20 protein-coding genes are annotated in these 24147 nt (G+C 50.9%); 15 read left to right on the top strand and 5 right to left on the bottom strand.

The genetic code is table 11. The features are described 5' to 3' along the window. Nucleotides 1-187 precede the first annotated feature (187 nt). The 8 genes from PLF13_05540 to PLF13_05505 all read left to right on the top strand — a co-directional run bounded on the left by PLF13_05540 (nucleotide 188) and on the right by PLF13_05505 (nucleotide 8115). Nucleotides 188-1954 carry an ATPase, T2SS/T4P/T4SS family gene (locus PLF13_05540; protein ID HOP06739.1) on the top strand — a complete coding sequence of 589 codons (1767 nt, stop codon included), beginning with the start codon at nucleotides 188-190 and terminating at the stop codon, nucleotides 1952-1954. After that, a complete protein-coding gene (locus tag PLF13_05535) occupies nucleotides 1938-3155 on the top strand; it encodes a type II secretion system F family protein (GenBank protein HOP06738.1) in 1218 nt (405 codons plus the stop codon). Before PLF13_05540 ends, PLF13_05535 begins: the two co-directional genes overlap by 17 nt. 82 nt (nucleotides 3156-3237) lie before the next feature. Continuing rightward, complete coding sequence (locus PLF13_05530; protein HOP06737.1) at nucleotides 3238-3666, top strand: prepilin-type N-terminal cleavage/methylation domain-containing protein; 429 nt, start codon at nucleotides 3238-3240, stop codon at nucleotides 3664-3666. Beyond that, nucleotides 3641-4153, top strand: a complete 513-nt coding sequence (locus PLF13_05525) for a prepilin-type N-terminal cleavage/methylation domain-containing protein (protein HOP06736.1) — start codon at nucleotides 3641-3643, stop codon at nucleotides 4151-4153. Before PLF13_05530 ends, PLF13_05525 begins: the two co-directional genes overlap by 26 nt. 11 nt (nucleotides 4154-4164) lie before the next feature. Beyond that, nucleotides 4165-5790: a pilus assembly protein PilM gene (gene pilM, locus PLF13_05520; GenBank protein HOP06735.1), complete on the top strand. Its 1626-nt coding sequence runs from the start codon at nucleotides 4165-4167 to the stop codon at nucleotides 5788-5790. Continuing rightward, nucleotides 5790-6356 (top strand): hypothetical protein, encoded by a 567-nt coding sequence (locus PLF13_05515; GenBank protein ID HOP06734.1) that lies wholly within the window; start codon nucleotides 5790-5792, stop codon nucleotides 6354-6356. The genes pilM and PLF13_05515 overlap by 1 nt, the downstream gene beginning before the upstream one ends. Then, nucleotides 6353-6808, top strand: a complete 456-nt coding sequence (locus PLF13_05510) for a hypothetical protein (GenBank protein ID HOP06733.1) — start codon at nucleotides 6353-6355, stop codon at nucleotides 6806-6808. The genes PLF13_05515 and PLF13_05510 overlap by 4 nt, the downstream gene beginning before the upstream one ends. A 2-nt stretch (nucleotides 6809-6810) precedes the next feature. Beyond that, on the top strand, nucleotides 6811-8115 hold the full coding sequence (locus PLF13_05505; GenBank protein ID HOP06732.1) for a hypothetical protein: 1305 nt from the start codon (nucleotides 6811-6813) through the stop codon (nucleotides 8113-8115). Here the strand turns inward: PLF13_05505 and PLF13_05500 are convergent. Both PLF13_05500 and PLF13_05495 read right to left on the bottom strand, forming a co-directional pair. Then, a complete protein-coding gene (locus tag PLF13_05500; protein ID HOP06731.1) occupies nucleotides 8112-8567 on the bottom strand; it encodes a MauE/DoxX family redox-associated membrane protein in 456 nt (151 codons plus the stop codon). The two genes, PLF13_05505 and PLF13_05500, sit on opposite strands and share 4 nt — an antisense overlap. Further along, entirely contained in the window at nucleotides 8555-9073 is a 519-nt protein-coding gene (locus tag PLF13_05495; GenBank protein HOP06730.1) for a rhodanese-like domain-containing protein, read from the bottom strand. Before PLF13_05495 ends, PLF13_05500 begins: the two co-directional genes overlap by 13 nt. Nucleotides 9074-9404: 331 nt before the next feature. Between PLF13_05495 and PLF13_05490 the strand changes: the two genes are divergently transcribed. Next, nucleotides 9405-10979, top strand: a complete 1575-nt coding sequence (locus PLF13_05490; protein ID HOP06729.1) for a class I adenylate-forming enzyme family protein — start codon at nucleotides 9405-9407, stop codon at nucleotides 10977-10979. A gap of 192 nt (nucleotides 10980-11171) precedes the next feature. Here PLF13_05490 and PLF13_05485 read toward each other — a convergent pair whose 3' ends face one another. Next, nucleotides 11172-11507, bottom strand: a complete 336-nt coding sequence (locus tag PLF13_05485) for a hypothetical protein (protein ID HOP06728.1) — start codon at nucleotides 11505-11507, stop codon at nucleotides 11172-11174. A gap of 276 nt (nucleotides 11508-11783) precedes the next feature. Between PLF13_05485 and PLF13_05480 the strand changes: the two genes are divergently transcribed. The 5 genes from PLF13_05480 (at nucleotide 11784) to PLF13_05460 (ending at nucleotide 19494) form a co-directional block, all read left to right on the top strand. Continuing rightward, nucleotides 11784-12305 (top strand): hypothetical protein, encoded by a 522-nt coding sequence (locus PLF13_05480; GenBank protein HOP06727.1) that lies wholly within the window; start codon nucleotides 11784-11786, stop codon nucleotides 12303-12305. 10 nt (nucleotides 12306-12315) lie between these two features. Next, complete coding sequence (locus PLF13_05475) at nucleotides 12316-13476, top strand: hypothetical protein (protein ID HOP06726.1); 1161 nt, start codon at nucleotides 12316-12318, stop codon at nucleotides 13474-13476. A gap of 185 nt (nucleotides 13477-13661) precedes the next feature. Further along, on the top strand, nucleotides 13662-15083 hold the full coding sequence (locus PLF13_05470) for a hypothetical protein (GenBank protein ID HOP06725.1): 1422 nt from the start codon (nucleotides 13662-13664) through the stop codon (nucleotides 15081-15083). Nucleotides 15084-15431: 348 nt separating this feature from the next. Continuing rightward, nucleotides 15432-17114 (top strand): fructose-bisphosphatase class II, encoded by a 1683-nt coding sequence (locus PLF13_05465; GenBank protein ID HOP06724.1) that lies wholly within the window; start codon nucleotides 15432-15434, stop codon nucleotides 17112-17114. A gap of 250 nt (nucleotides 17115-17364) precedes the next feature. Further along, complete coding sequence (locus PLF13_05460) at nucleotides 17365-19494, top strand: C10 family peptidase (GenBank protein ID HOP06723.1); 2130 nt, start codon at nucleotides 17365-17367, stop codon at nucleotides 19492-19494. A 71-nt stretch (nucleotides 19495-19565) separates the two neighbouring features. On the opposite strand, the gene gatD is transcribed toward PLF13_05460, so the two are convergent. Together gatD and gatE are read right to left on the bottom strand one after the other, a co-directional pair. After that, the gene (gene gatD / locus PLF13_05455) at nucleotides 19566-20948 is read right to left on the bottom strand and encodes a Glu-tRNA(Gln) amidotransferase subunit GatD (GenBank protein HOP06722.1); all 1383 of its coding nucleotides are present in this window, start codon (nucleotides 20946-20948) and stop codon (nucleotides 19566-19568) included. Beyond that, nucleotides 20941-22926, bottom strand: coding sequence for a Glu-tRNA(Gln) amidotransferase subunit GatE (gene gatE, locus PLF13_05450; protein ID HOP06721.1), 1986 nt, complete (start codon nucleotides 22924-22926; stop codon nucleotides 20941-20943). The genes gatD and gatE overlap by 8 nt, the downstream gene beginning before the upstream one ends. A 228-nt stretch (nucleotides 22927-23154) precedes the next feature. On the opposite strand from gatE, the gene PLF13_05445 reads away from it, so the two are divergent. Continuing rightward, a complete protein-coding gene (locus PLF13_05445) occupies nucleotides 23155-24117 on the top strand; it encodes a dockerin type I repeat-containing protein (protein ID HOP06720.1) in 963 nt (320 codons plus the stop codon). The last annotated feature ends 30 nt before the right edge of the window (nucleotides 24118-24147 follow it).

Here is a 24147-nt window from a genome sequence, read left to right as displayed (position 1 = left end):
TCAAAAGAAGACATACACAGTTTGTCAATGAGGGTCTTTTCATACTTCAGAGAGGCAATAAAGGCACTAAGCTCACATACAACAACGATTTCTTCTTACTTCTACAGGTTGTGATCGGTAAATCCTTAAGAAAAGAAACATGACAGCCGATAAATTACTGAATCCTATAATGATCTAAAAAAGCGACATGGGAACAAAAAAGAAGATCGGCGACCTCCTTATCGAGAAGGGGTTTATCACCCAGGACCAACTGGATGAGGGACTCCGTGAGCAACGACTTTCCGGAGAACGTCTCGGTGAAGTCCTTGTTGAGAAGGGTTTCATCACCGAGGATCAGCTAACCGAGACGATCTCGGAGCGGCTCGGCATCCCTAAAATCTCGCTAAATCAGATGGTGATCGACCCCAGTATTGTCCAGCGAGTTACAGTCGATGTCGCTCGTCGCTATCTGCTTATACCGATTTTCGAGATCGGCAACACTATGACTCTGGCCATGGCCGATCCCCTCAACATTATCGCTATTGACGAAATCAAGTACCTCACCGGCTCCGAAGTCAGAAGAGCCGTGGCGAATCCATCGGAGATTAAGGCCGCCATAGATGAGTATTATTCGGTAGCGGACTCTCTTCGGCACATGATTGGCCCGGGTAAGGATCGGGCTTCCGGAACTGCCGGCGACAGCGATACTGCTAAGATTGAAATAAAATCTCCGATTGACCAGAGTGAGACCGAAACACCGGTCGTCAAGCTGGTCAACCTGATTATCTCCAAAGCGGTCAAGGATCGCGCTACGGATATTCATATCGAGCCGGATGAACTCAAAATGAGAGTGCGATACCGAGTTGACGGAGTCATGCGTGAGGAAGCCGACCCGCCGAAGTCAATGCAAAATGAGCTGGTTTCTCGTATCAAAGTGGCTGCTGACCTGGATGTCTCTGAAAAAAGATTGCCACAGGATGGAAGATTCATGATGGCGGTCGACGGTCGGCCGGTGGACCTGCGAATCTCTACCCTTCCGACGATACATGGCGAGAAAATCGTTATCCGTATTCTGGACCGTCGCAATCTCATGCTGGCGTTCAAGGATCTCGGTTTCAATCCCGAGGTGGAAGAACCCTGGAATAATGTGATTCATAAACCGGAAGGACTGATCCTGATTACCGGTCCGACCTCAAGCGGTAAAACCTCGACTCTCTACACTACTCTGCAGGAAATCAACTCGGTCGAAAAGAACATCATCACGGTCGAGGACCCGGTCGAGTATTCGCTTCCATTGATCAATCAGATTCAGGTGAACGAAAAAGCCGGCCTTGATTTTGCCACTACCCTGCGAGCCATACTCAGACAGAATCCGGACATCATCATGGTAGGAGAGATCCGTGATCCGGAAACCGCCCGTATGGCGATTCGGTCAGCCCTGACCGGTCATACGGTATTCTCAACCATGCACACCAACGATGCTCCTTCGGCAATATCACGATTAATCGATATGGGCATTGAACCGTATCTGGTCGCCTCGGCCGTAAAAGGCGTGCTTGCCCAGCGTTTGGTCAGAACCAATTGTCCCGAATGCCGCGATCCATACATGCCGTCAGAGGCCGTTCTACGAAGAGCTCAGCTAACCGGCAATGCCCACGACATAAGATTCACCAAGGGAATGGGTTGTCCCAATTGCAAAAATACCGGGTTACGCGGTCTGACCGGCGTGTTCGAGTTTGTGGAGGTCACCAATCGTCTCCAGGAAATGATTATCTCCAGCGCATCAATCAACCAGATCACGCATGAGGCGCGACACCACGGCTACCGAACGCTGTTCGAAGCCGGACTGGATAAAGTCAACGAGGGTTCGATCATGTTGGAAGAACTTCTCAAAGAGACCTCATCCAGCGAAGAGATGCAACTGGATTTCGATGCTGCGGCCTCAGTGGGAGTAATCCATGCCGACCCAGTTTAAGTATCGTGCTGTCTCCGATGACGGCTCCCCCACCGACGGTATCATTGCTGCCGACAGCAATGCTCAGGTTCAGGAGTTCCTGGCTGAACAAAAGTTGACCCCGGTCTGGATCAAACCGGCTCGCAAGAACATTGCTTTTTACCTCTCCGGCGTGCTCGGTGGAGGGGCAATGGACGAGTTGATTACTTTCACTAATTCGATGTCGACTCTGTATCGAGCGGGTGTTCCTCTCCTCAGAGCTCTGAGTTTGATTCGAATCGGGCAAAAAGACAGCCGCTTCAACTATGCCATATCACAGATTCGTTTGAGCTTGCAATCGGGACGTGCACTCAGCACCGCGTTGGGTGAATTCGAGGATATTTTTCCACCGATATATGTCGCTTCGGTAGCTGCCGGTGAAGAGAGCGGTAAACTCGATGAGATCCTAGATGAACTGGCGCTGGTGATGGAAAAAGAAATGACTCTCACCCGCCTTATCAAGTCCGGTGTGCGTTATCCAACCATGGTAATTATCGCTCTGGCAGTAGCGTTTCTGGTATTGGTGACATACGTCGTACCGAAATTCGTGGCCTTTTACGGCGCCTTTGAAGCTGACTTGCCGATTTTTACAAAAGCCCTGATCTGGATCAGCGGTTTCCTGAAGCAGTATTGGGCTATCATTTTGGGAGTGGTTGCAGCGGGATTTTTCGGATTCAGAAAAGCTGTCCAGAACGATAAAGTTCGGTTGGCTTTAGATACATTTATGCTCAAAGTGCCGGTTTTAGGCCAGCTCGTTATTAAAGGAAATGTCGCCCGTTTTTCCATGATGTTCCGGATCCTGCTGCAGTCGGGACTCCCGATGATCCGCTCTATGGAGGTTCTGATCGACTCCGTAAAAAACCAGCGTATGGCACTGGAAATCAAGAAGATGCGCGAAATGTTTCAGGAGGGGCGAGACGGCCAGTTGGCCGACAGTGGATTCGAGTATTTCCCCGAAATGGCACTGCAGATGATCTCTATTGGTCTCGAATCCGGTTCTTTGGACCGAATGCTAACTGAATTAGGTGAGCATTATCGCAAGGATGTTGAATATACCTCAAAACACCTGACTTCAATCCTTGAACCCATCCTGACCGTGGTCATGGGTGTCGCGGTGCTGATCCTGGCGCTCGCGATTTTCTTACCTATGTGGAACCTTATCAAGGTGTTCCAAGGACACTAGGACATTAAAGCTACAGGCACAAACTGCCGAAAAAGAGAACAAAAATGTCAACATTCTTAACAACTGATCAACAGGAGAAGTTATGCGACTGAAACCGAACCAGAAAGGTTTCACACTGATCGAAGTAGTGATCATCATTGTGATCCTCGGTATCCTGGCTGCGGTGGCGATCCCGAAATATCAGGATTTGTCAACCGAAGCCAAGGAGGCTGCCGCCCGTAGTGCTCTGGGCGCGATGCGTTCAGCCGTTACGATTTATTACGCCACTTCGGCCGTCAAGACCGGCACGGCTACCTGGCCGCCGTACGATTCATTGGTATCGGTCGGTGTGGTGATGGAACAGGCGATTCCGAAGAATCCGTTCGTGTCAACGCTGCAGGACAGTGTTTATCAGGTCGCCGCCGGTGTAACCAAGGGAGCAGTTCAGGCTGGCGGAGCCGGTTGGGTATACAAACCGTCCACCGGAGAAGTATGGCTGAATTCCAATGTTATTGGTGAAAACTCCTGGTAAGCAGAACCGCGGGCTGCCGCCGGTAGCCGAAATGACCAGGCCGCAGCAGACTCGTTCTGACTGCGGCTTTACATTGATCGAAGTGGTCATGATAATCGTCATTCTCGGCATTATCGCCGCGGTGGCAATCCCTCGGTTCGGAGACATGAGCAACGCTTCGAAAGAGGCGGCGACACAACAGGAATTAGCGATCCTGAAGAAGGCCATCGTCGGCGATGCTTCCATAACGGCTGGAGGTAAGATGGTCAACCGGGGATTCGAAGGTGATGTCGGTTTCGTACCATCACGGCTGCAGGATCTTGTTACCAAACCGGACAGTGTCAGCTCATACAATCCGCTGACACGACTCGGCTGGAATGGCCCGTACATCGATGGTTCGAATGGGTTGTACCTGACCGATGCCTGGAGCAGCAACTATGTTTACACCCCGTCACTCAGGGTAATTACCTCGGTTGGCGGCGGCGACACTATTTCAGTGACTTTCTAGACCGGAGCGACATGGCCCGACTGAGCGAAAAAATACTCAACCGCTTGAAAGGCAAACACAGACCGAACTCACCGGATTCCGCATCATCTCCCGAGCATCAGTTTGCCGAACATCAAGTCAAACCGAATCGACGGTTTTTCATAGGTAATCGTGTCGCCGTTCAGATAGACGACCACAATATCTGTATCGCGGCGGCTCGATCGAATGGACTCAAAGCCTCTCTCTCAGCTCTGAAACGGATTCCGATTTCGGGAGAAATAGCGACCGATGAACTTCGGGATGAATTTATCGCTCAGACGGTCTCGAAATTCCTCAGGCAGCATGGCATACGCTCGGCGGAGATGTGTATCGCTCTAAGCGGACGCGAGACGACTTTTAGAACATTCTCCATGCCGGCTATGAATTCCGGAGAACTCAAATCCGCTATCTCTTTTGAGGCCAAGAAACAGGTACCGTTCCCGATTGACGAATGTCTTTACGATTATCGCCGAACCGCTCGTGTCACAACCGCTGATCGCGAACGTGACATGATTGCTTTACAGGCGGCAACTCGACGCTATGTTAAGCAGTTGATCGAGCCGTTTCGCAAACAGGACCTGGTTGTTTCACAGATCCATTTCGCACAAGAAGCATTGGGGTATCTTCTTCCCCACTTGCCCGGGTTCAATCCTGAACAAACCCAGGCGGTTATCACACTAGCAGCTAATCGCTCGGATATTTCTTTCTATCGCGGGACGCAACTTGAATTCCATCGCAGTGGCTCGGTTGGATCGGGGGACCTGGGCGACACTCCTGACGACTACCATTTAGAAATGTTCGTCGAAGCACTTTCCGGCGAAGTGCAAACATCGTTCGACTTCTATTCGGGTCAGTACGGTCGTCCCTTGTCCAATCGCATTTTTATAACCGGTCAAATTCCGGCCGAAGATAAAATTGCTGCTTTACTTACGAAATCTGCAGGTTCCGAATACACACCGCTGCCGGTTAACCAGCTCAGTTTTCTGGGAAACATCAGTGATATTAGCAATGAAGAACTGAATTGCTGTATCGGAGCCATTGCCGTAGCAACGAGCAACACAACTTTAGGAAATCTTGCTCCCGATAAAGAAAAAGCCATAGATCAGGATCGCCGGACAACATATCGAGCACGAGCCGCCACACTGGTTTTGGCCATCATTCTCGCTTTTTCCTGGTGGTTCATGACCAGAGATATGCAAATCGCCCGTGAAGAACTTCGTCAGATCGAAAGCCAGTTAACCCATTTAAGGGGCACCGAGGCTTATGTAACCTATCAAATCCTGAAACGGCAGGTTGCGGCAAGCCAGGAATATGTTAATCAGGCGAAGGAAACACCGAGCCATTTCTATTTGAATCTGAAAGAACTGACTCGATTAACTCCCGATAATGTCTACCTCAGCCACCTCATTTTCGACAGCCATGCTCCTGTCCAGAGTATGATTATCGAAGGCAGCGTTTTGTCGGGACAAATTCCTCCGGAATTGACTCTGGCTGAATTTGTCGAGCGTCTCGCGGCTTCCCCGTTTTATCGTGATGTCAAAGTAGAGCGACATATCAAACGGCGCCAAAAGGATGGTTTTCAAATAGATTTCACGTTGGCCATGGCGGGAGGCATCTGATGAATCGGATAGCTCAATACAGTATTCTCAGTTTCGCCTTGATTATTGTTTTCTATTTCCTGGCTTATCTCCCCTTTTCAAGCGAATACGGTCTTATCGACAACCGTATCAATGAAGCCAGGCAGGAGCTGTTGGATTTCCACGCCACTGCTGAACAATTCCCGGAGTTTTTGGCGAGTCGCCAGCAATTGGCCGGTGAGGAGTCTCATCTGACCTCGAGGCTGTACGCTAAAAACGACATTATCAAGTTATTCGATCGAATCCGCCATGACGCTGAGAATCTCGATCTGCGCGTCACCGAAATTTCACCGCCGGTCGAAGAACTTCTAAGACTTAACGCTACCCCCAACAATCTCCAGGCAGAGTTTCTGAACATATCGATCTCGATAGAGGGTAATTTTCTCCAACTCGGTCGTTATGTTCAGGGACTCGAACAGGCGGGCTTCTTTCGAGGCATAAACCGCTCGGAATTTATCAGCACCAACGACCCTGCCAGAGGCACCAGCCTAAGGGTGGAATTCCGCGCTCTTTTAGGGAACGAGAGACCGGAAGGAGTTACATCATGAATGAAACCTCACGGAAGAAAATCGTCTATGTAGCCCTTGGCCTGGCAATAATCTGGGGTGGATATAACATCTTCTACAAAAAAAAACAGGTGACAACGCCGCCCGTTAATCCGGGCCTTTCCATGGTCGAGGCAGCAACTGCCGCTGCGGCCACAGCCGGCGGAATATTCTACGTAGCCAATCCGGATGCTTATCGCGATCTCTCCTGGGGGCGTGACCCATTTCATAGCGACTATGTAGTAGTTAACGATTCCGGCACAACATTGTCCCCAATAATCTGGCGTCTTTCGGGAATTGTCTACAGCCCGGAACGTCCCATTGCGATCATCAATTCCAAGACCGTACGTGTCGGCGACACGATCGATAAAGCTTCGGTCCTGGAAATCACCCCTAAAGAGGTTACGCTGCAAAAAGACGGGCGGACCTTCACGCTAACCGTTAATCGAGGATAATGATGAAATATCGCCATTCTGGTCTACTCATAATCGCAGCCCTGATCCTTATGGCGCTGCCCCGGTCGGCCAACCCGGCTAATCTGGCCGAGACGTCGATTTCACTTGAGCTCGACCAAGTGCCGATCACTACCGTGCTCTCCCTTATCGGTCAGCAGAACAATCTTAATATAGTTGCCTCGGCAGGTGTCGAAGGCGATGTAACCGTGCGTCTGGTGAACGTTCCGCTGGATATCGCTCTTAATGCCGTCCTGGCTCCGCTTGACCTGAACTACATCGTAGACCACGACGTCATTATGGTCAAACCTCTGGAACGTACTCTGACGGGGGAAATGAAGTCCGAGGTCATACGCTTGAATTACGTCGACGCCGGCTCGGCCAAAGCTGCTCTTGAACAGATGAAATCCGAAAAAGGACAAGTAATCATTCTTGAACCGTCGGCGGATATGCAACAGAGTGAGCAGTCAACGATAGCCAATCGGATTCTGGTAACCGAGTACCCGGCGCGTCTGGCTGAAATGCTCGATATGATCGACCGAATCGATCAACCACAACGGTTGGTATCTATAAAAGTGAAGATCATAGAAACGAAGGTCGATGCTTCCAGTCAGATCGGCTTTTCCTGGCCAAGTTCGGTTACCGCCACGATGGGCGCGGAAACCTCCTCAAGCGATGATACCGAGAGTGACGGGTCTTCAAGCAGTTCATTGCTCGACAACCTGACCGGACTGTACAATCCCAACAACGGCGACTGGACCTGGGGCACTCTTTCCGTGGGCCAGCTCAGTCTCGTGCTTGATTTTCTCAAACAAAGCGGCAACAGTAAACTCGTTTCGGATCCGCATATAACGACACTGGAAAATGAACCGGCTGAAATAAAGGTCGAAACAATCGTACCGATTCCGACAGTGAATCGCTTTACCGAAGGCGGCGCTACCCAGGATATTTTGACTTTCCAGGATGAAGAAGTCGGCATTTCTCTGCTGGTCACCCCGCGTATCAACGCCAATGATGAAATAACCCTGGATGTATTCCCTCAGGTTGAGGACATCATCGGTTACGCCGGACCAACCGACAATCAAAAACCGATTACCGCCTCACGATCAATCCGGACTCGCATTACCGTCAAGAACGGTGAAACGGCAGCTCTCGGCGGCTTGCTTAAGGAAGATGAAATAATAAGCGAGTCACGCGTACCGTTGCTGGGATCGATTCCGATTTTAGGGAGACTCCTGTTTACCAACAAATCGACCGACAGGGAAACGACCGATCTGTTGATTTTGATAACGCCGGAGATTATTCGCTAACGACGCCTGGTCGGCACCGCCCGCCAGGCGGTCGAACGGCTGAACCACAGCCAGACCGTACCGAGAATCAGTAATAAATCGAACCAAAGTGCATCCAGAGCGGATTTGCTCGAAGCTTCCGCGGCCTTGAAACAACCACAGTCGATATTAATCCCGCGAATCGCTGCCGTAGACAGTGCCACGATAAACATCACCGTCATAAGATTAGCCAGCAATACCGAACCTCGATACCATATACCGAAAATCACACATAATCCCGCAATCAGTTCTATCCACGGTAGAATCAGAGCCATGAGATTGATCAGCGTGCCCGGCAGCATGTGGTAGAACCAGATCGATCGCGCAAACGAATCCGGCTCGATGATTTTATAGAACGACGCATAGATGAACGTTATGCCTACGGCCAAACGAACCAGCATGGTGAGCAGGTCGGAGTCGATTATTCGCCGCAATCTTTCCTCCTCTCCATCTCAAGCCCGAATTTCTCCCATTCTCTCGAACCTCCGAAGAAAATCGCCAGATTGGTGTATCCAAGGGCTTGCATGTTGCGAGCCAGATGCAGCGAAAGGTCACATTCCTCACCGGAACAGAAAGTTATAATACGCTGGTTTTTATCAACGCCGCCAAGACAGGAATCGATATACAGTCCCAGATCTCCCTCGGGGAGTTCTTCAAAGGGGATATTGATAGATCCCGGGATCGTCGAGCATTCGAATTCATCCGGATCGCGGGCATCAATGAAAACCGCCGCGTTCTGAGAAAAATCCAGCTCGGCGACATCAACTGCTATAAAAGGAGGGTCGTTGGGACCAGAGTCCGGAGGGACTATTGGCCCGTCGCCGGTATGAAGATCGCGATATTGACCAATGATCGGAATGCTGTTGGGAGAGAAAACATTCACTATCAGAGAAATCATTACCGACAGGACTACGATAATTATCGACTCTTTTATTGCCATATCCTTGTTGTTCGTGTCTTACTTCTCGTGGTTCTGAAGGTTCATCTTGTCTCAGGGCCGAAATTATAACCTTTCCGGCACAAGTCAACCTCAATCATCAGACGCCCGGACAGCTTGTTTGGTTACGGTATCGGCCTCATTACAAGATTATAAGCTACTTCTCCCATGTCAGTTCCATGAAAGGAGTGGTAAGTTGTTGACAGTTTGACCATGAGAACCTTTTACTTGAACGCAACAGGCTGGTTCAGCCCGTCAGCAAATCGGACGATAACAGTGTTACGGAGAGTTGGCGGCAACTTTTCGCCGACTCTTACCATGACTGAGGATACGGATGAAACTCTTCGACATACTCCTTAGAGGAGCGGCTCTGTCACCGGACAAGCCGGCGGTGCGGCACGGCCATGATGAAATCACCTACCGCCAACTGCTTGCGTCAGTTAAAAGCCTGACTGCTTTTTTGCGGAATCAGCCAATCTCTCCCGATGCTCGGGCAGCTATTATTTGGGAAAACAGCCTGACCTATGTCTCCTGCTTTTTCGGGATCACCGCCTCAGAATTGACCGTAGTGCCTATTGATACTTCACTAGGAGCGGCCGGATTCAGAAAAATCATAAACGACTGCCGTCCGGAAGTATTGTTTGTCCAGCCGAAATTCGCTGCTGCTCTCAAGGCCGCCATTGACGAACAATCCTCAGTTCGTCTCATTCTTTCCGAACAACTACTTGAAACACCAGCCAACGGAGCCCAATGTACCCTGTTGCCGTATACTGCTTCGGATATTAATTCATTTGTCAATGTCCCGGACGTAAACGACCTTCCCGACGACGGCAGTATGACTTTCGCTGACTGGCAAGGTTCACCCGATGACCTGGCAGCGATCTTTTACACTTCAGGAAGTACGGGAGAACCCAAAGGAGTGATGCTGTCCCACCGCAATTTGGTGAGCAATACGGTAGGTACGGTCGAATATCTGCGCCTGACTAAAAAAGACACTGTGCTTGTCGTATTACCATTCTATTACATCTACGGCAATTCGCTTCTTTTAACGCACCTGCTGGTGGGTGGTTGTGTCGTTATTGAAAACCGTTTCGCCTACCCTCAACTGGTAATAAAAGCTCTTGAGGAAACCGGCGTTACGGGCTTTTCCGGGGTGCCCTCGACTTTCATCATGTTACTGAATATGGATCGATTCGACCCTGCCGGCATGCCTCATCTACGGTACATTACTCAGGCCGGCGGTGCAATGGCTCCGGATGTAATCAGGCGGCTAATGGATCGTGTCGGAGGAACCGTTGAGATATTCATCATGTACGGACAAACCGAGGCTTCTCCCCGCATCAGTTGGCTTCCGCCTGAGATGCTGGCCAATCATGTAGGTTCGGTCGGCCAACCGGTTCCGGGGGTAGAAATCCACCTGCTGGACGACGACGGTCGGCCTGTTGCCGACGGCGATATCGGTGAAATCGTGGTGGGGGGGCCCGGTGTCATGTTGGGATACTGGAATAACAACGATGAAAAAGTCCTGCGCAATCGTCTCCTTTATACCGGAGACCTGGCAAGACATGATGAATCAGATCTTTACACGATTGTCGCTAGAAAAAAAGAGATAATAAAAGCCGGTGGCTATCGTGTCAGCGCCAAAGAGGTCGAAGAAACCCTTCTTGAACACAAGGCTGTTCTGGAAGTTGCAGTGATCGGCATTAAAGATCCTCTTCTTGGCGAGGCTATCAAGGCGGTGGTGGTTCTGAAAGAGCCAAATTCATGCGATGAAAGCGACCTTAAAAATCACGTCAAAGCCCGCCTTCCCTGGCATAAAGTCCCGAAAGTCGTTGAATTCAGGGATTCATTGCCGAAATATAAGACCGGAAAAATCAATAAGTTAGCTCTGTCCGACGAACAATCGTAAACGCCACATATCCTTTATTTAGTCCTTTTTGGAACTTTTTCAGTCCGTGCCTGTTACGCTTATACAACTCCGAATCGACACTGTGTAAACCCGTTTGTCTCTCCTCCCGACAAACGGGTTTTCTCTTATCAGGATTGATTCAATGGAACGCGGCGCCGTCAGCCGTTCTTCTCGATTTCTCCCCTGTTGCGATCAGGCCTTCATCAAGAGCAACAGCGAACAGGCCATGGATGTTACCGGCAGGCATTCCATGAAACTGTAATCGAGAATAGCTGAGGCAATCGCTGCCAGCAACAACGCCGGAAGAACCAAAAAGCGAAGTATGGCGAAAGCCAGAGTCGCCAGACGCACCAACAGCAACGTCAACATAGTGCCGGTTACCAGGAACGCCGCAAGCAAACCGATGTCGCCGTATCGAGTGCGGATGAAGTCAATGGCAGTCACAGCCATAGTCTTAATGGTGGACCAGATAGATGGGTCCACCTCAAGTGCTTCTCTAGCCTTAATGAACAGATCTGTAACTACCATGACTCCACCACTGTGATGTCCGTGCACGAACCAACCGGTCAAGAGTTGTCTACCCCACAATCTCTCGACATTATGCTTTCCGGTCCATGCCGGATGTAACTGTCCGCCTGAGCGAGAAGACCTTTGCCTCTTCTTATACTTCGGGGATCAGTTTTTTGATTATATGTTTCACACGGACACAGGGCAAGTCAAAATTCTACTGCATACTCTTTTTTTATCATATTTCATTTGAGCTCAATCATGCGATGGCACATTCAGAAAATCCTTGAAGGATAAATGAAGTATCGTTTTATTATTGTCAGGTATACCGGCTATTTATGGAAAGCAGAGATTCATATTTCAGAATTCCCCCAGACATTGAAAGGCATCCTTATGTTGTATTCTAACCGAGCGTTGTTGACGCTCGCATCCGTGTTGTTGCTGCTGATAGTTACGTTCGGTATGAGTCTGGCCGATGACAGCCCCGAGCCTGCCTGGGTCGATTTGGATGGTGATGGATTCAATGATCTGGCCGAAGATGCCGATCAGGACGGCATTCCCGATTTCGGCGTCAGCCACGCCCCCGCCACAGTGGCCGGACCAAGTCAATCCGGCATATTCGCCAATATGGAAATGCCGGAGGGCGCTAGTGATGTAACGGCCGAGCCTAACTCTCTCCTATTCGACCGCCTAAGCAAACTAACTCTGGCTCAGTCTCTTACGCGGTGTGACTTAGAGTGTGCCTTTGGGGGCAGCTCCGGTGACAACAGTAATGCGGCAGCGGGCGGCGCTTGCGCCGGCGGTGTCTGTTTACGATAGGAGAGACATCATGCAAAATCGTTATACATGCATCGTACTGGCCCTCCTGCTTTTAGCTGTTGCTCCCGTGAAAGCTGATTTCGCTTTCGAATTCGGACTGAACAACGGCCGCAGCGGTAATATGCTTGAGGATTCTTCAGTTACCGATGCCGCATACACCAGCCTCAGCGGTTCGGCTCGCTGGTACCCGGATCAGTCAATCGAAATGCGCTGGACCGAAGAATACACACGGTATTACAATAATCTCGACGGCCTCAGCAATCTCCGCTCGACTCTTGGGCTGTCCGTGGTGCCGACCCGATCGACCTCGAAATTCCGGTTGTATATCTCCGGCAATTTCAACGGGCGTATCTATAAAGATGATTTCCGTGATTTTAGCTCCACCAACGACTTCGACCTGATCGGCTCGGCTTCTTACAAACTCGCCTTAAACAGTCAGATCAGAACCGGAGCAAAGGCTACTTACAAAGTGTATACTAATGCCGAGATTGATGATATCACAACCTGGGAGGCATTCATAGGCTTCAATCAAACCCTGCCTCAGCGAACAGCTTTTGATATCGAACTTGGGTACTCGACCGGCAGCTATCAATATGTCAACTCCTGGGATGAAGAGCACAATCGTCCCACCGGAGCCATCACCAGTGAGCGTAGTTATAGCATCCTCGATGACGGGGATATGAAAATCTGGTATATCTCCCCGCGAATATCAAAACAGCTTGGAAACAAACTGGGACTTTCCGCCACCTATTCCCACCGCGAGATTATCGACCGCAACGACAGCGCCCTGGTGTATGGGTATTCCACCTCATTACTGTCTCCGGCCAATAAAACCTACGAGGGTGACGGCATAACTATCCGCGCCAAGAGCTATCATATCCCCAAATCCGTCCTGGAAATGGGTTTCGGGTATTGGGAAAAGGATTTCCTGAAAACAATTGAAACCACTCACGATGTCTTTCAGGGAGCCGAAATCATAACCACTTTGTTCGCGAAAGATCGTTCCGATAAGAGACGCCGTATCTACGCCGAATACACTCGTCCGCTCAGTCTGGGGGGATATTTTCTGGAACCGAAACTTCGGATAGAGTCCATCCACAACTCGTCCACTTTGGTAGTCTACGATTACGATTACTTCGATCTGAGTCTGGCTCTCACCCTCAAATTCTGATTGAAAGGCAACCGTCACAACCACGGAAAGAGCATATTAAAGGAATCCTTCAACTTGCCTCCGGCCGCTGCAATGCCTCACCGGAAGCCTATAATCGACCTTGACTTACAACACTTATTGGATATATTTAGTACATAATTACAGAGAGGTAACGCTTTAATCCGACAGAGAGGAATTCATCTAGCATGAGACAATCAGCTAAGAGACAATTGTGTCTTTGGGCGCTGTTATTCCTGGCCCTGGCGGGAACCGCCCTGGCTAACGATGTCACGATTGTGAGGGATCCTGCTCCACTGGCAGCCGAAGAAATTACGGCAGTTCAGCCGACAGATGGCTCCCGGGCAACCTATGACGGAACCCTGCGGGTTTATATTGTTGAGCCTTTGTCGCCGCGTTGGCGAGACGATGACAACCGTCAATATGAACAAGCGTTTCTGGACTGGTCGACGGTTGATACAATCAGCGTTCCGGATGGCGGTACTTATTATTCCATTGCCACCTGGACCGCTCCCAGTGCTTACTCCAATATTACCGAAGATAATATCGCCGCCATCGGGGTGGTCTTCAACGCCGAAGACACCGTTCTGGATGCATACCCCGGTTATGGTTATTGGTTCACCGCTCACTTTGCCGATGGATGTGCCTATGCCACTCCGGGCTTGACCGGTTATAACTCCACGGATCACGGTACTACCCATACGGTGTTTATCGAAGAAGGTACCGCTTGCTGGTGCGGGTACTGCCCGACGGTCAGGGCGGCTTTGTCGTCTATCCATGCATCAGGCACATACAATTTCGAATATGCGGCGCTGGTCGCACAGCAGACATACGGCGGAGCGGCAATTCAGCCCGCTTATAACAGACTGAGTAACGATTACAATCTGGCCGGCTTCCCCACCTGTTTCCTGGACGGGGGGTATGAAGTGTTGGTCGGCGCTTATGGAGTCAGTACTTATCAATCATGGATTAATAACCTTGCTCAAAGAACGGTACCACCGCTTGAAATCATGACAGCCATTGAATGGCTCGGCAGTGCTACTATCAAGACACACGTCAGAATCGCCAATGGTACTTCAGTAAACAGCGAACCGACCGGTCTGGTCGATCCCGTAATTCCCACGGTCTATATGATCGGAACCGATCTGAACCTGGAAACCTATGCCACTGATGCCGATGACGACTCTTTATTCTACCAATGGGATATTCAGGGACCGGAAACTTACACCTCCGACTGGCTGGGTCCGTTCCCGCAGGGAGAAATGGCCACTTACGTTTACAGCTTTGAGGAACTCGGTGATTACACCGTATCGGTCCGCGCCAAGGAAGTCTGGGGCGCGATAACCGACTGGTCTACCCCGCAGACGATTACGATTAGCTGTTGTGATCACCGCGCCGACATCAACGGTTCCGGAAGCGGACCGGACATCTCCGACCTTGTGTACATGGTGACTTACATGTTTTCACAAGGACCTGAGCCTGTCTGTCTAGAGGCCGCCAACATCAACGGTCAAGGCGCGGATGCCCCCGATATCGCGGACCTGGTATATCTGGTTACGTTCATGTTCTCAAGCGGTCCTGATCCTGCTCCTTGCGCACTCCAGGAATAGAGACTTTTTTGCATAGTATTCCAGCGGCGGAGATTAATCTCCGCCGCTTTACTTTTTTTACTCCTCCCCCGTTCGTGACTAAGCAATATCGAGAGAAAACAAGACATCGGATAAAAAGACAATCATCGCTACCCTTGTTGCCCGGTGGCCCGAACCGACTCCCGGCCAATAACACAATTTTGGAACAACTTCCCGGCGCTGGTTGTTGGAAAGACCGATAAAGCGCCCTATTAAAGAGCTTGCGCCAAATCGGGACAAATGCTATCTCTAAAAATGTGCCGCCATTTGCGGCAAGATAAACCCCGGGGCAAACGGTAAACATAGCCAGGAAAATTAGAGGATCCCACGTTGACCAACAACAACCTTCGTTTCGATATAGCCGATCAGCGACTGGCCTATAACGGCCTGCAACGCGACCGAGTATTTGATACCGACCGAATCATCGAGTTTAACCATCGTCATCATACCGTTCTGTCCAATTATGATATCGAATTGGTCGAGGGACATATCATCCATCTCGATGACCGTATTAACAATCGTTCCAATCTGGGATCTTTACGTAATCGCCAATTACGCGAATCGGTCATAGTCGCCGCCGCTCTTTCGGCTTCAGCGGTCGCCATGACCGGACGCGGCAGTGCCAGGCGTTATCCGACCGAACAACTGACCGGAGCGTTTATCAATCAACTCAAACGCGCCAATGATCGCACCGCAGCTCAGGTTATGGCCGACGTGCTTCAGGTAACAACCGAAACGCTTCCGGTGGGCGAGGAAGTCCTGATCGAATCGACCATTACCGAGGGCGTACGGATGAAACCCGGCAAAGAAGTTGGCGGCAATCCAACCGTCGCTGTCGGCGCTCTTTTCGGGAAAAAAGAACATCGAGCCCGTTACGGTCTCCCGATGATCCCCAACGTTACGCTCCTCTCCATGGGAAACGACGTAGTCGAAGGCACTACCAAATCGGTCATGGGCGGGCATTCCAGCCTGACCACCCTCTTCCTCACCGAATCGAACGTCAAGCGTCATCTACCGGATATTTACGTTCAACGCTGGGCGGCCGGTGTCGAATTCGATGAATTCAATCCGCGTCGCACCGACCTGCTGCAGGCGGCCGATATCATTTCTCAGGCTTACGGTCTTAAGGGACCGGACCAACTCACAGCGTTCTTCCTCGATCGTCCTCGCCATGAACCGGCTATGGATTTTTTAAACAGCCATGGCGTGGTCACACCATTCGACGGCGACGGAGATATGTTCCCGGCGATTATTCTCGGTCACAACGGGCTCGCTTTCCCCAACGGTCGTCCCCTCAACTCCATCATCGGTGAGATCGGCGGTTCGGCCGAATGGGCCGTCGGTGTTCTACCGCTGGTCTGGCGTGGCGGGCAGGGACTCGGGATGCTGACCAGCCAGTCGGCGCTTACCCGATCGGGGATGTCGGCCGCTGATAAATGGCGCGAACGATTCAGCTTCACTGAAGATGAATTCATTATGATCCAGGATGCCCGGTTCGAGCACAAGCCGTTCTTCTCACTACGTGACATTCTCGAAGATCCTTTCGCGGGCGGCATCAGCGCTTTTGGAGCGATTACGGATAATTATTACCTGCCGTTCATGCACCAGGTCACGACCGATCCGGTCAACGGCTCCTTTACCGTAAATGTCCTGGTAGTTAACTCCCTCGGCCGTATGGAATGCTGGAGATTGACTTTCAGAGCCTGTAACGAGTTCAAGCAGTCAGTCTCATTGATGTCGTCTCCCAAGGAAGCCCTGGCAGGGCTTACCGGCAGTGAACTCAGGTCGGCTATCAAGGATATGCTCGAAAACCGTCGCGGACGGCAACGTTTCTTCATTTTCTTCCGGAACGAATACTACCCGGCCCTGATCCCCGTAAATGAACGATATGTCTTGCTGCATCATGCCATCGATGCCCTGATCGAGCGCGGTGCTCTGGATGAACTCGACCGGCAGATTGTCGATATAACTCTTGAATTGGCGGATCACTGGTTCGTGCCCCATTCCTACTAAACGAGTTCTGAAATATACGCGCTTACGGACGACTGTGAGCTTCACCTATTCAGCCATTAATTTGCTGATACTTGTTCAGGTACAGGTTCGGCTTTTTCGCTTTCACCGAAGTTCCATCCCGGTAAAAGGATTGCCAAAATCGATAAAAACCGTATATTTTCGGTAGTTTCGACGCAAAGGTCAGATTGGATTTTAACCGATTCAATTCTTTGTGTGTGTGACAGGTCCCGCTATTACATCAGGAGATTGAATGAGAGCCATTTACAGATTAACTGCGCTAGCCCTGACGCTCTTTATCGTATGTGCCTTCACCGTTCATGCCGAGCAGGCAACCGTTACGGAAATGCGTAACGTTTGTGAGAATCACCTAAACTACATGTTGAGCCAAAAAGGGATTTGGGCGGGTGATACCGCACCGACTATCGAAACGACTCAACCGATTTATGAAAATGATCGGTTAGTGGGATATTGTTATACTATCAGTCCTTCCGGATGGGTGATAGTACCGACGCTCAAAGCTCTTGACCCGATCAAGGCAAGTTCCGAAACCGGGACAATCGACATGACCGAGCCGGGTGGCATGGCCGCTCTTCTGCGCGAGGACCTTTACGATGCCCTCACCGCTTACGAGAATCTCTATGGGGATATAAGCGTACCGTTACCGGACACCGGTGAAGAGATATTCCTGCGTTCGTCGAAAACTAACTGGGATCGCTATGAAATCTCACCCAAGTTGTTCACGGCCGCCATGGCTACCGCCACGGCCGATACGCTGTTTGAGATCGGCCCGCTTGTTACCGCCCATTGGAATCAGAGCGACCCTTACAACATGTATTGTCCAGCCGGCGACGGCGGCACTTGCGTTGTTGGTTGTGTAGCCACAGCCGTCGCTATGATTCTGGACTACCACGAATGGCCGCCGTTCGGCATCGACACTACCTACTACTGGTGGACTGGCGATGAATCCTGTGGCGGTTCGACACCTATGGAGCAGCTCAAGGTCGATCTGAGCGACACTTACGACTGGGCCAACATTCCCGACAAGGTCGCCTATTATTCTCCCGATTCAGTCAAGGCTGCGACCGCCGAACTTAACTACGAAGTCGGTGTGGCCTATGAAATGCAGTACGGTGTCTGTGGCTCAGGCTCATACGTTACTATGGGCACTTGGGTTCTCCCCGACCGTTTTCGTTATAAAGACAGTATCCACACCTACTCGCGCCCGGGCTGGCTCAAGGAAGAATGGTTCAATTTCGCTCTGACCGATATCGAACGAGGCCTTCCGATCTCATATCGTATCACGAGTCACGCCATTATCCTGGACGGCTGCCGCATCGTTGACGGCATTATGCAATTCCATTTCAACTACGGCTGGGATAACAGCCGCACTACCTGGTATACCATCGACGCCAACTACTGCCCGTGGAGCGAGTGTGCTGTTTCCGATCATTTGATGCTTACCAACATCATGCCCGATCGCGAAGTCATGTACATGGCAGACACGACCGTCGGCATGGCTCCCCTTACCGTCAATTTCAGCGGGTCTTCGGATCTGGACAACGTCGATAGCTGGACTTACGATTTCGGCGACGGCGACAGCGCTTTTGTCCAGTCTCCCACCCATATATACGATGAATCCGGCAACTACACCGTATCGTTGACCGTTACCCAGGGTGACTACAGTCGATCGATCGTCCGCAATCGCCTCATTTTTGCCATCGGTGATACGCTGATCGCCCCGGAAGTTCTGGTCGAACGAGACTCTGTTGCCGAGATAACGATCTCGGCTCGCAACACCGCCCCACTTAACGAGCTAAAGATTCCGATAAACTTCGGAGGGACACTCGATCTGACACTCGATTCGTTTTCAGTGGCCGGTTGTCGTACTGACTTCTTCGAAATCGTACAACAGACTAATTTCGACGGCGACAGTCTCACAACCATAAGACTGCAAAACACGACGTCCGGAACCGGTCAAGAATTGGATCCCGGCTACGGCCCGATACTTAAGCTCTGGTTCACACCGAAAATCGGAGCTCGGATTGGACAGACAGCCCATATTGACCTGAATGGCTACGGATCACGCGAGCCCTGGTTCTACGGCAGCAAGATGGACTATCAACCGGAAGTTGTCAGCGGAAACGTAACGTGCTGGAGCTGTTGTGTCGGAATACGCGGAAATGTCGACATGGATGAAAACAACGAAATCAGCATTTCAGATTTGATCTACCTCGTCAGCTATATGTTCGACAACGGCCCCGAACCGGAATGCACACTCGAAGCGGACGTGAATGCTTCCGACGCAATCGACATTGCCGACCTGGTTTACCTGGTGACCTACATGTTCCAGTCAGGCGACATACCATCGCTTTGTCCATAACAACCGACCGTGGAAAATATAAAAAGCCGGAATCAAACGCGATTCCGGCTTTTTTTCCAGGGCAGAATATCTTACTTATGAATCTTCTTCAGGAACGCTTCCACTTCGGGGACTCCCCCCTGGAAGATCAAATATCCGTTGTAGGGCTCTCGCTCGGTGATCTCGTGGGATATCGGAGTAAGCATTATCCGTTTAACCTCATCAAGATCATCGGTCTGCCCTAAAGCCCAACCAAGTTTGATATAAGCCACTTCGGGAAGCATGTTCTCAGCCGGGATGATTCCCTTTGCCATAAGATCGCGTCCGGTGTCGTAAACGAACATGTGGACATACCCCCAGAGAGTCTGAACGGTCATGTAGATCGCTATTCCCTTGGAGGTAGCACGTTCGATAGCGCCGTAGATCGGCTTATTGACATGTCCCAGACCGGTTCCGGCGATGATAATTCCCCGATAGCCGTTGTCGACGAGCGAGTCGATGATATCCGGCATCATGTTCGGGTAGTAATAAACCATCGCTACTTTTTCCTCGAACACCGGTGTGATTTTCACTTCATGATCCCGGCGACGGCGACGATAATCATTTTTAATCGGAGTTATCTTCTCCTTGTCGACCATCGCCAACGGTACATCGCTGACGGTACGGAATGTCGAGCGGTAGGACGAGTGCATCTTGCGCACCCTGGTTCCCTGATGCAGCAATCCGTATTCATCCGAAGTCGGGCCGAACATACAAACCATTACCTCGGCGATATCGGACTCGGCGGCGGTTTTGGTGGCATGGATCAGGTTCAGAGCGGCATCCGATGAGGGACGATCCGAGGACCGTTGTGAACCGACCAGCACGATCGGCACCGGTGAGTTCTGAACCATGAAAGCCAGCGCTGCGGCCGTGTGGTGCATGGTGTCGGTTCCATGGCCGACGACGATACCGTCGATACCTTTCTCGATCTCCTGGCCAATCGCCACCGCTAATTTCTTGTATTGCGATGGTCCCATGTTCTCACTGAACACGGCAAAAAGTTTTTCGGTCGAAAGATTACAGATATCGGCCAGTTCCGGGACGGCGCCATAAAGTTCACCCGGAGAGAAGGCCGGAATTACCGCACCGGTGCGATAGTCCAGACGCGAGGCAATCGTCCCTCCCGTTCCAAACAATTTGACATAAGGCTTGTTGGGACTGGTTGGGAATTCCTTCTCCGGAATCTTATAATGGGCTTCTTTGTAACCCACTTCGACCATATCGCTGACAGTGCCGACATCGACGCCGACATTGTATCCGGTAATCAATTTCAACACGACGTGCTCATCATCGTCGTTTTCCGCGCGCGGCAAAACGATCCCGCGAAAATCACCTCGGCTGGTTTTCACTTCGGCATCCGACCATACCCGGACTTTGAATTTCTTGAGCAATTCCAGAGCGGCCCCACGATAGCCTTTGAACATATCACTCATGGCCCACCTCCTTCTGAATCTGCTCGTGTAATTCGACCAGTGGCATATTTCCCAGGGCCAGCGGTCTCAGTCTTCCCATGATCCAGTCAATTCGGGCATCGGGACGTTTGGATGTTTTGATATCGTCAAATTTACGACTCAAAGTGGTTACTTCGGCGAGGATTTTATCACTGCTGAGCGGCTTGAATCCAATCGTAGTCAGAATAGAGTCAAACACCATATTGGGATGCTGGTATAGCTCTTTGAGCATCTCCGGCATGATCCCCGGATCGAGTTTCTTATCGCGTACGAACCTGGCCAATCCCAGTATTTTATTGAACGTGAAGTCCGGAGAGGCTGTAAACACACCCTCGTAGTTCTTGAGCGTATGGCCGAGCAGTGTCCCGATAAACCGCGGGCTCAATTCACACTCGGATTCGATCTGCTCCATCAGCGGAACCAGGTTACTTTTCAGAATGTACTCATGGCAATCATGAGGAACCTGCCAGTCGCTCAGTTGCTTCTGTCTTACGACTACTTCTTCGGCCAATCCTTCTCTGATACGGTCGATCTGATCGTCATGGATCGGCAACGGAGCGGAATCGGTATCGGGATACATGCGGTCAGGACCGGGCAGAACTCGCTCGAACAGCGTGGTGCCGTCAGATAGTGACTTACGGGTTTCGTTCGGAACACCGTCAAAAGCCAGACGACAGCGTTCGTCAATCGTTTCAACCGCGGTTTTTACGTCAAGAGCGTCACCCCAGACAATAACAAGAGCATCCTCGGAACCGGATTTTGTCAGGTCGGAGGCTCGTTTCAGGAGTTGGCCGTTAAGCAGCCAGTCCTGATCCAGAGCTTCCGTGTGAATCATATTGGGTTTTTCAATGCAGGCAATAACCTTGATGCGGTCAGATAACTCGTTGGCAAAGCATTTCCCCGGCTGAGTGAAATGAGAGAGAATACCGGCAAACTGCGGTAGAGCTATTACAGCCACTTTCTGCCCGTTTGCCAACGCCTGACGCAGAACTTCAGAGCTGTTTACATCGCCTGCTGTCAATTCTACCGACCTGGACTGCCAGGCAGCTGGATCTTTGATTCGTGATTTCAGAAGTTCGCTGATCCGGAGTAGTGCCTTCTGGCGAAAAGCCTCATTATGAGTCAGTTCCGGAATCCAGCGAATATGCTGAACCCCCTTAATCTCTACCCGCTCTCCCCCGGTTACACTGACATTCACATCCTGCCGAGCCGCACCGATACCGGTCCGCACCTTGCCCGAGGAACGCGCCAAAAACCGCAGATAATGTCCCGCCTCTGCCGCCTCGTCCGGCGTGAGCATGTGAGGATAAGTAACCATCTCAATCAGCGGCATCCCAAGGCGATCGGTAGTATATGTGCGCCAATGGCCGACATCGGAAACCTCGCGACAGGAATCTTCCTCGATGCTGATCTGAATGATTCCGATTTTCTTGTTGGAAATCGGGATTTCTCCCTCGATACCGACAATCGCCGTCCGCTGAAAACCGGTCGGGATGGAGCCGTCCAGGTATTGCTTACGAGTGATATGCAGTTCACCGACGATATTGGTCTTGAGCAACAGAGCAATCTCGATTGCGATGTCAAGGCCTTCCCGATCGATCCGAAACGGCGGGGTGTCGTCGAATTCGTAAGTGCAGGCAGTTTCGCTTTTGATCCGATAAACGATGTTCTTCCGAGTGCGGAATTCCATCAGGGCGGTACCGTCGTATTCCCCCAACTCGCTGAGAGTTGGCCGCATGTGACGGATTACCTCGGCGTCGAAATCTTCCTGATGACTGTAGATTCCAGCCGGGCAACGACAAAACAGCTTCTTGGCCGTAAGTAGTTGCTGATGGATCTCCAGGCCGCATTTGAATCCCAGGCTTGCGTATACTCCCGGGTCCGTCTCGCGACGTGGTATATAGCCTACCTTCTGTCGGGTGGCTTCGTAGTTCTTTTGTGCTTCCTCAACCGAGTGCATGGCAGTCCTATCCTTAAGGCCTGTTTCGGGCCTGTGATTGCAACATATCGCCCGGGAATGTAACCGAAAAGACCCGATTGATCAAGCGAATATAAGCGCTTTAGCCAATCCCCGGATTCGATCAAAAGGCCCGTTTACTCTTGACCCAATATGGTATTAAGGGTATATTATTGGTGATATCTGGGGTATATTCATCGAGTTATGATTCATAGAGAATGGAGTCCAGCTATGAAACGGTCTATCATGGCTCTAGTTTTCGGCTTGTTTTGCCTATTGGCTTCGACGGGGCAGGCAACGGTTTGCGGCGATGTCAACCAATCGGGCGCTGTGGATATTGCCGATCTGGTTTATCTCGTCTCGTATATGTTCCAGTCCGGCCCACCACCGGTTTTGGAACCACTCGCCGACTGTAACGGCGATGGCTCAACTGATATATCCGACCTCATTTTGCTAGTCAACTGGATGTTCCAGGGCGGTCCTCCTCTTACCTGTGGTATGGACGTGATTGAAGGGCATACCGACATTCAAGGCGACTGCCTGACTTTGAAGGCTAACCAGGATGTTGCCGAGGAAATGATCGTCGAGGTTTCCGGGGATACCATCACGGTTTATCACAACGGCGCATATTATCAATGCTGTCTTGAGTATCAGGTCGATTACCTGGTCACCGGCCCGATCATCTGGGCCATTGAGCGCGACACCGGATTCGAGTGCGACTGCATCTGTTACTTCGATCTGCAAAGCAGTTCCTGGGGATATCCCGAGGGGAACTACACATTGATTATGCTTGGAATCGAACACCAGATTGTCGGCACGGCTCCGGTTACTATCGGTTACGGACCTCACGTGACATCGGTTGAGCATAGTGATTGTCTCGAAACGAAATCGACCAGGGATGCCGCACAAATCAACTATTTATGGGAAAATGGAATTTTGACTTTTTCCCATCACAACGCTGTTTTCAACTGTGCGTTCGTACTCGATTTCAATTTCGTACAAGCCGGCGACACATTGCGTTTATACGAAACCAATGTCTCGGAACAAGGCGCTTACTGCATTTGCGATTATGACATAACGGCCGTGATCGAGAATATCGCAGCCGGCAGCTATGTAGCTGAAGTGTATGCCAAGGATTTTGGCGATGAAGACTTCTATCTCGTGGATCAGCGCCCGTTGATCCTGGAAGAGTAGTATCTCAAATGTCGGTCGGGCTCGTCCCAA

This window comes from Candidatus Zixiibacteriota bacterium, from assembly GCA_035380245.1.
In the GTDB taxonomy this organism is placed as follows: domain Bacteria; phylum Zixibacteria; class MSB-5A5; order GN15; family FEB-12; genus DAOSXA01.
Note: the sequence above shows the minus strand (reverse complement) of the source record. Positions and strands in the feature narration are given on the sequence as shown.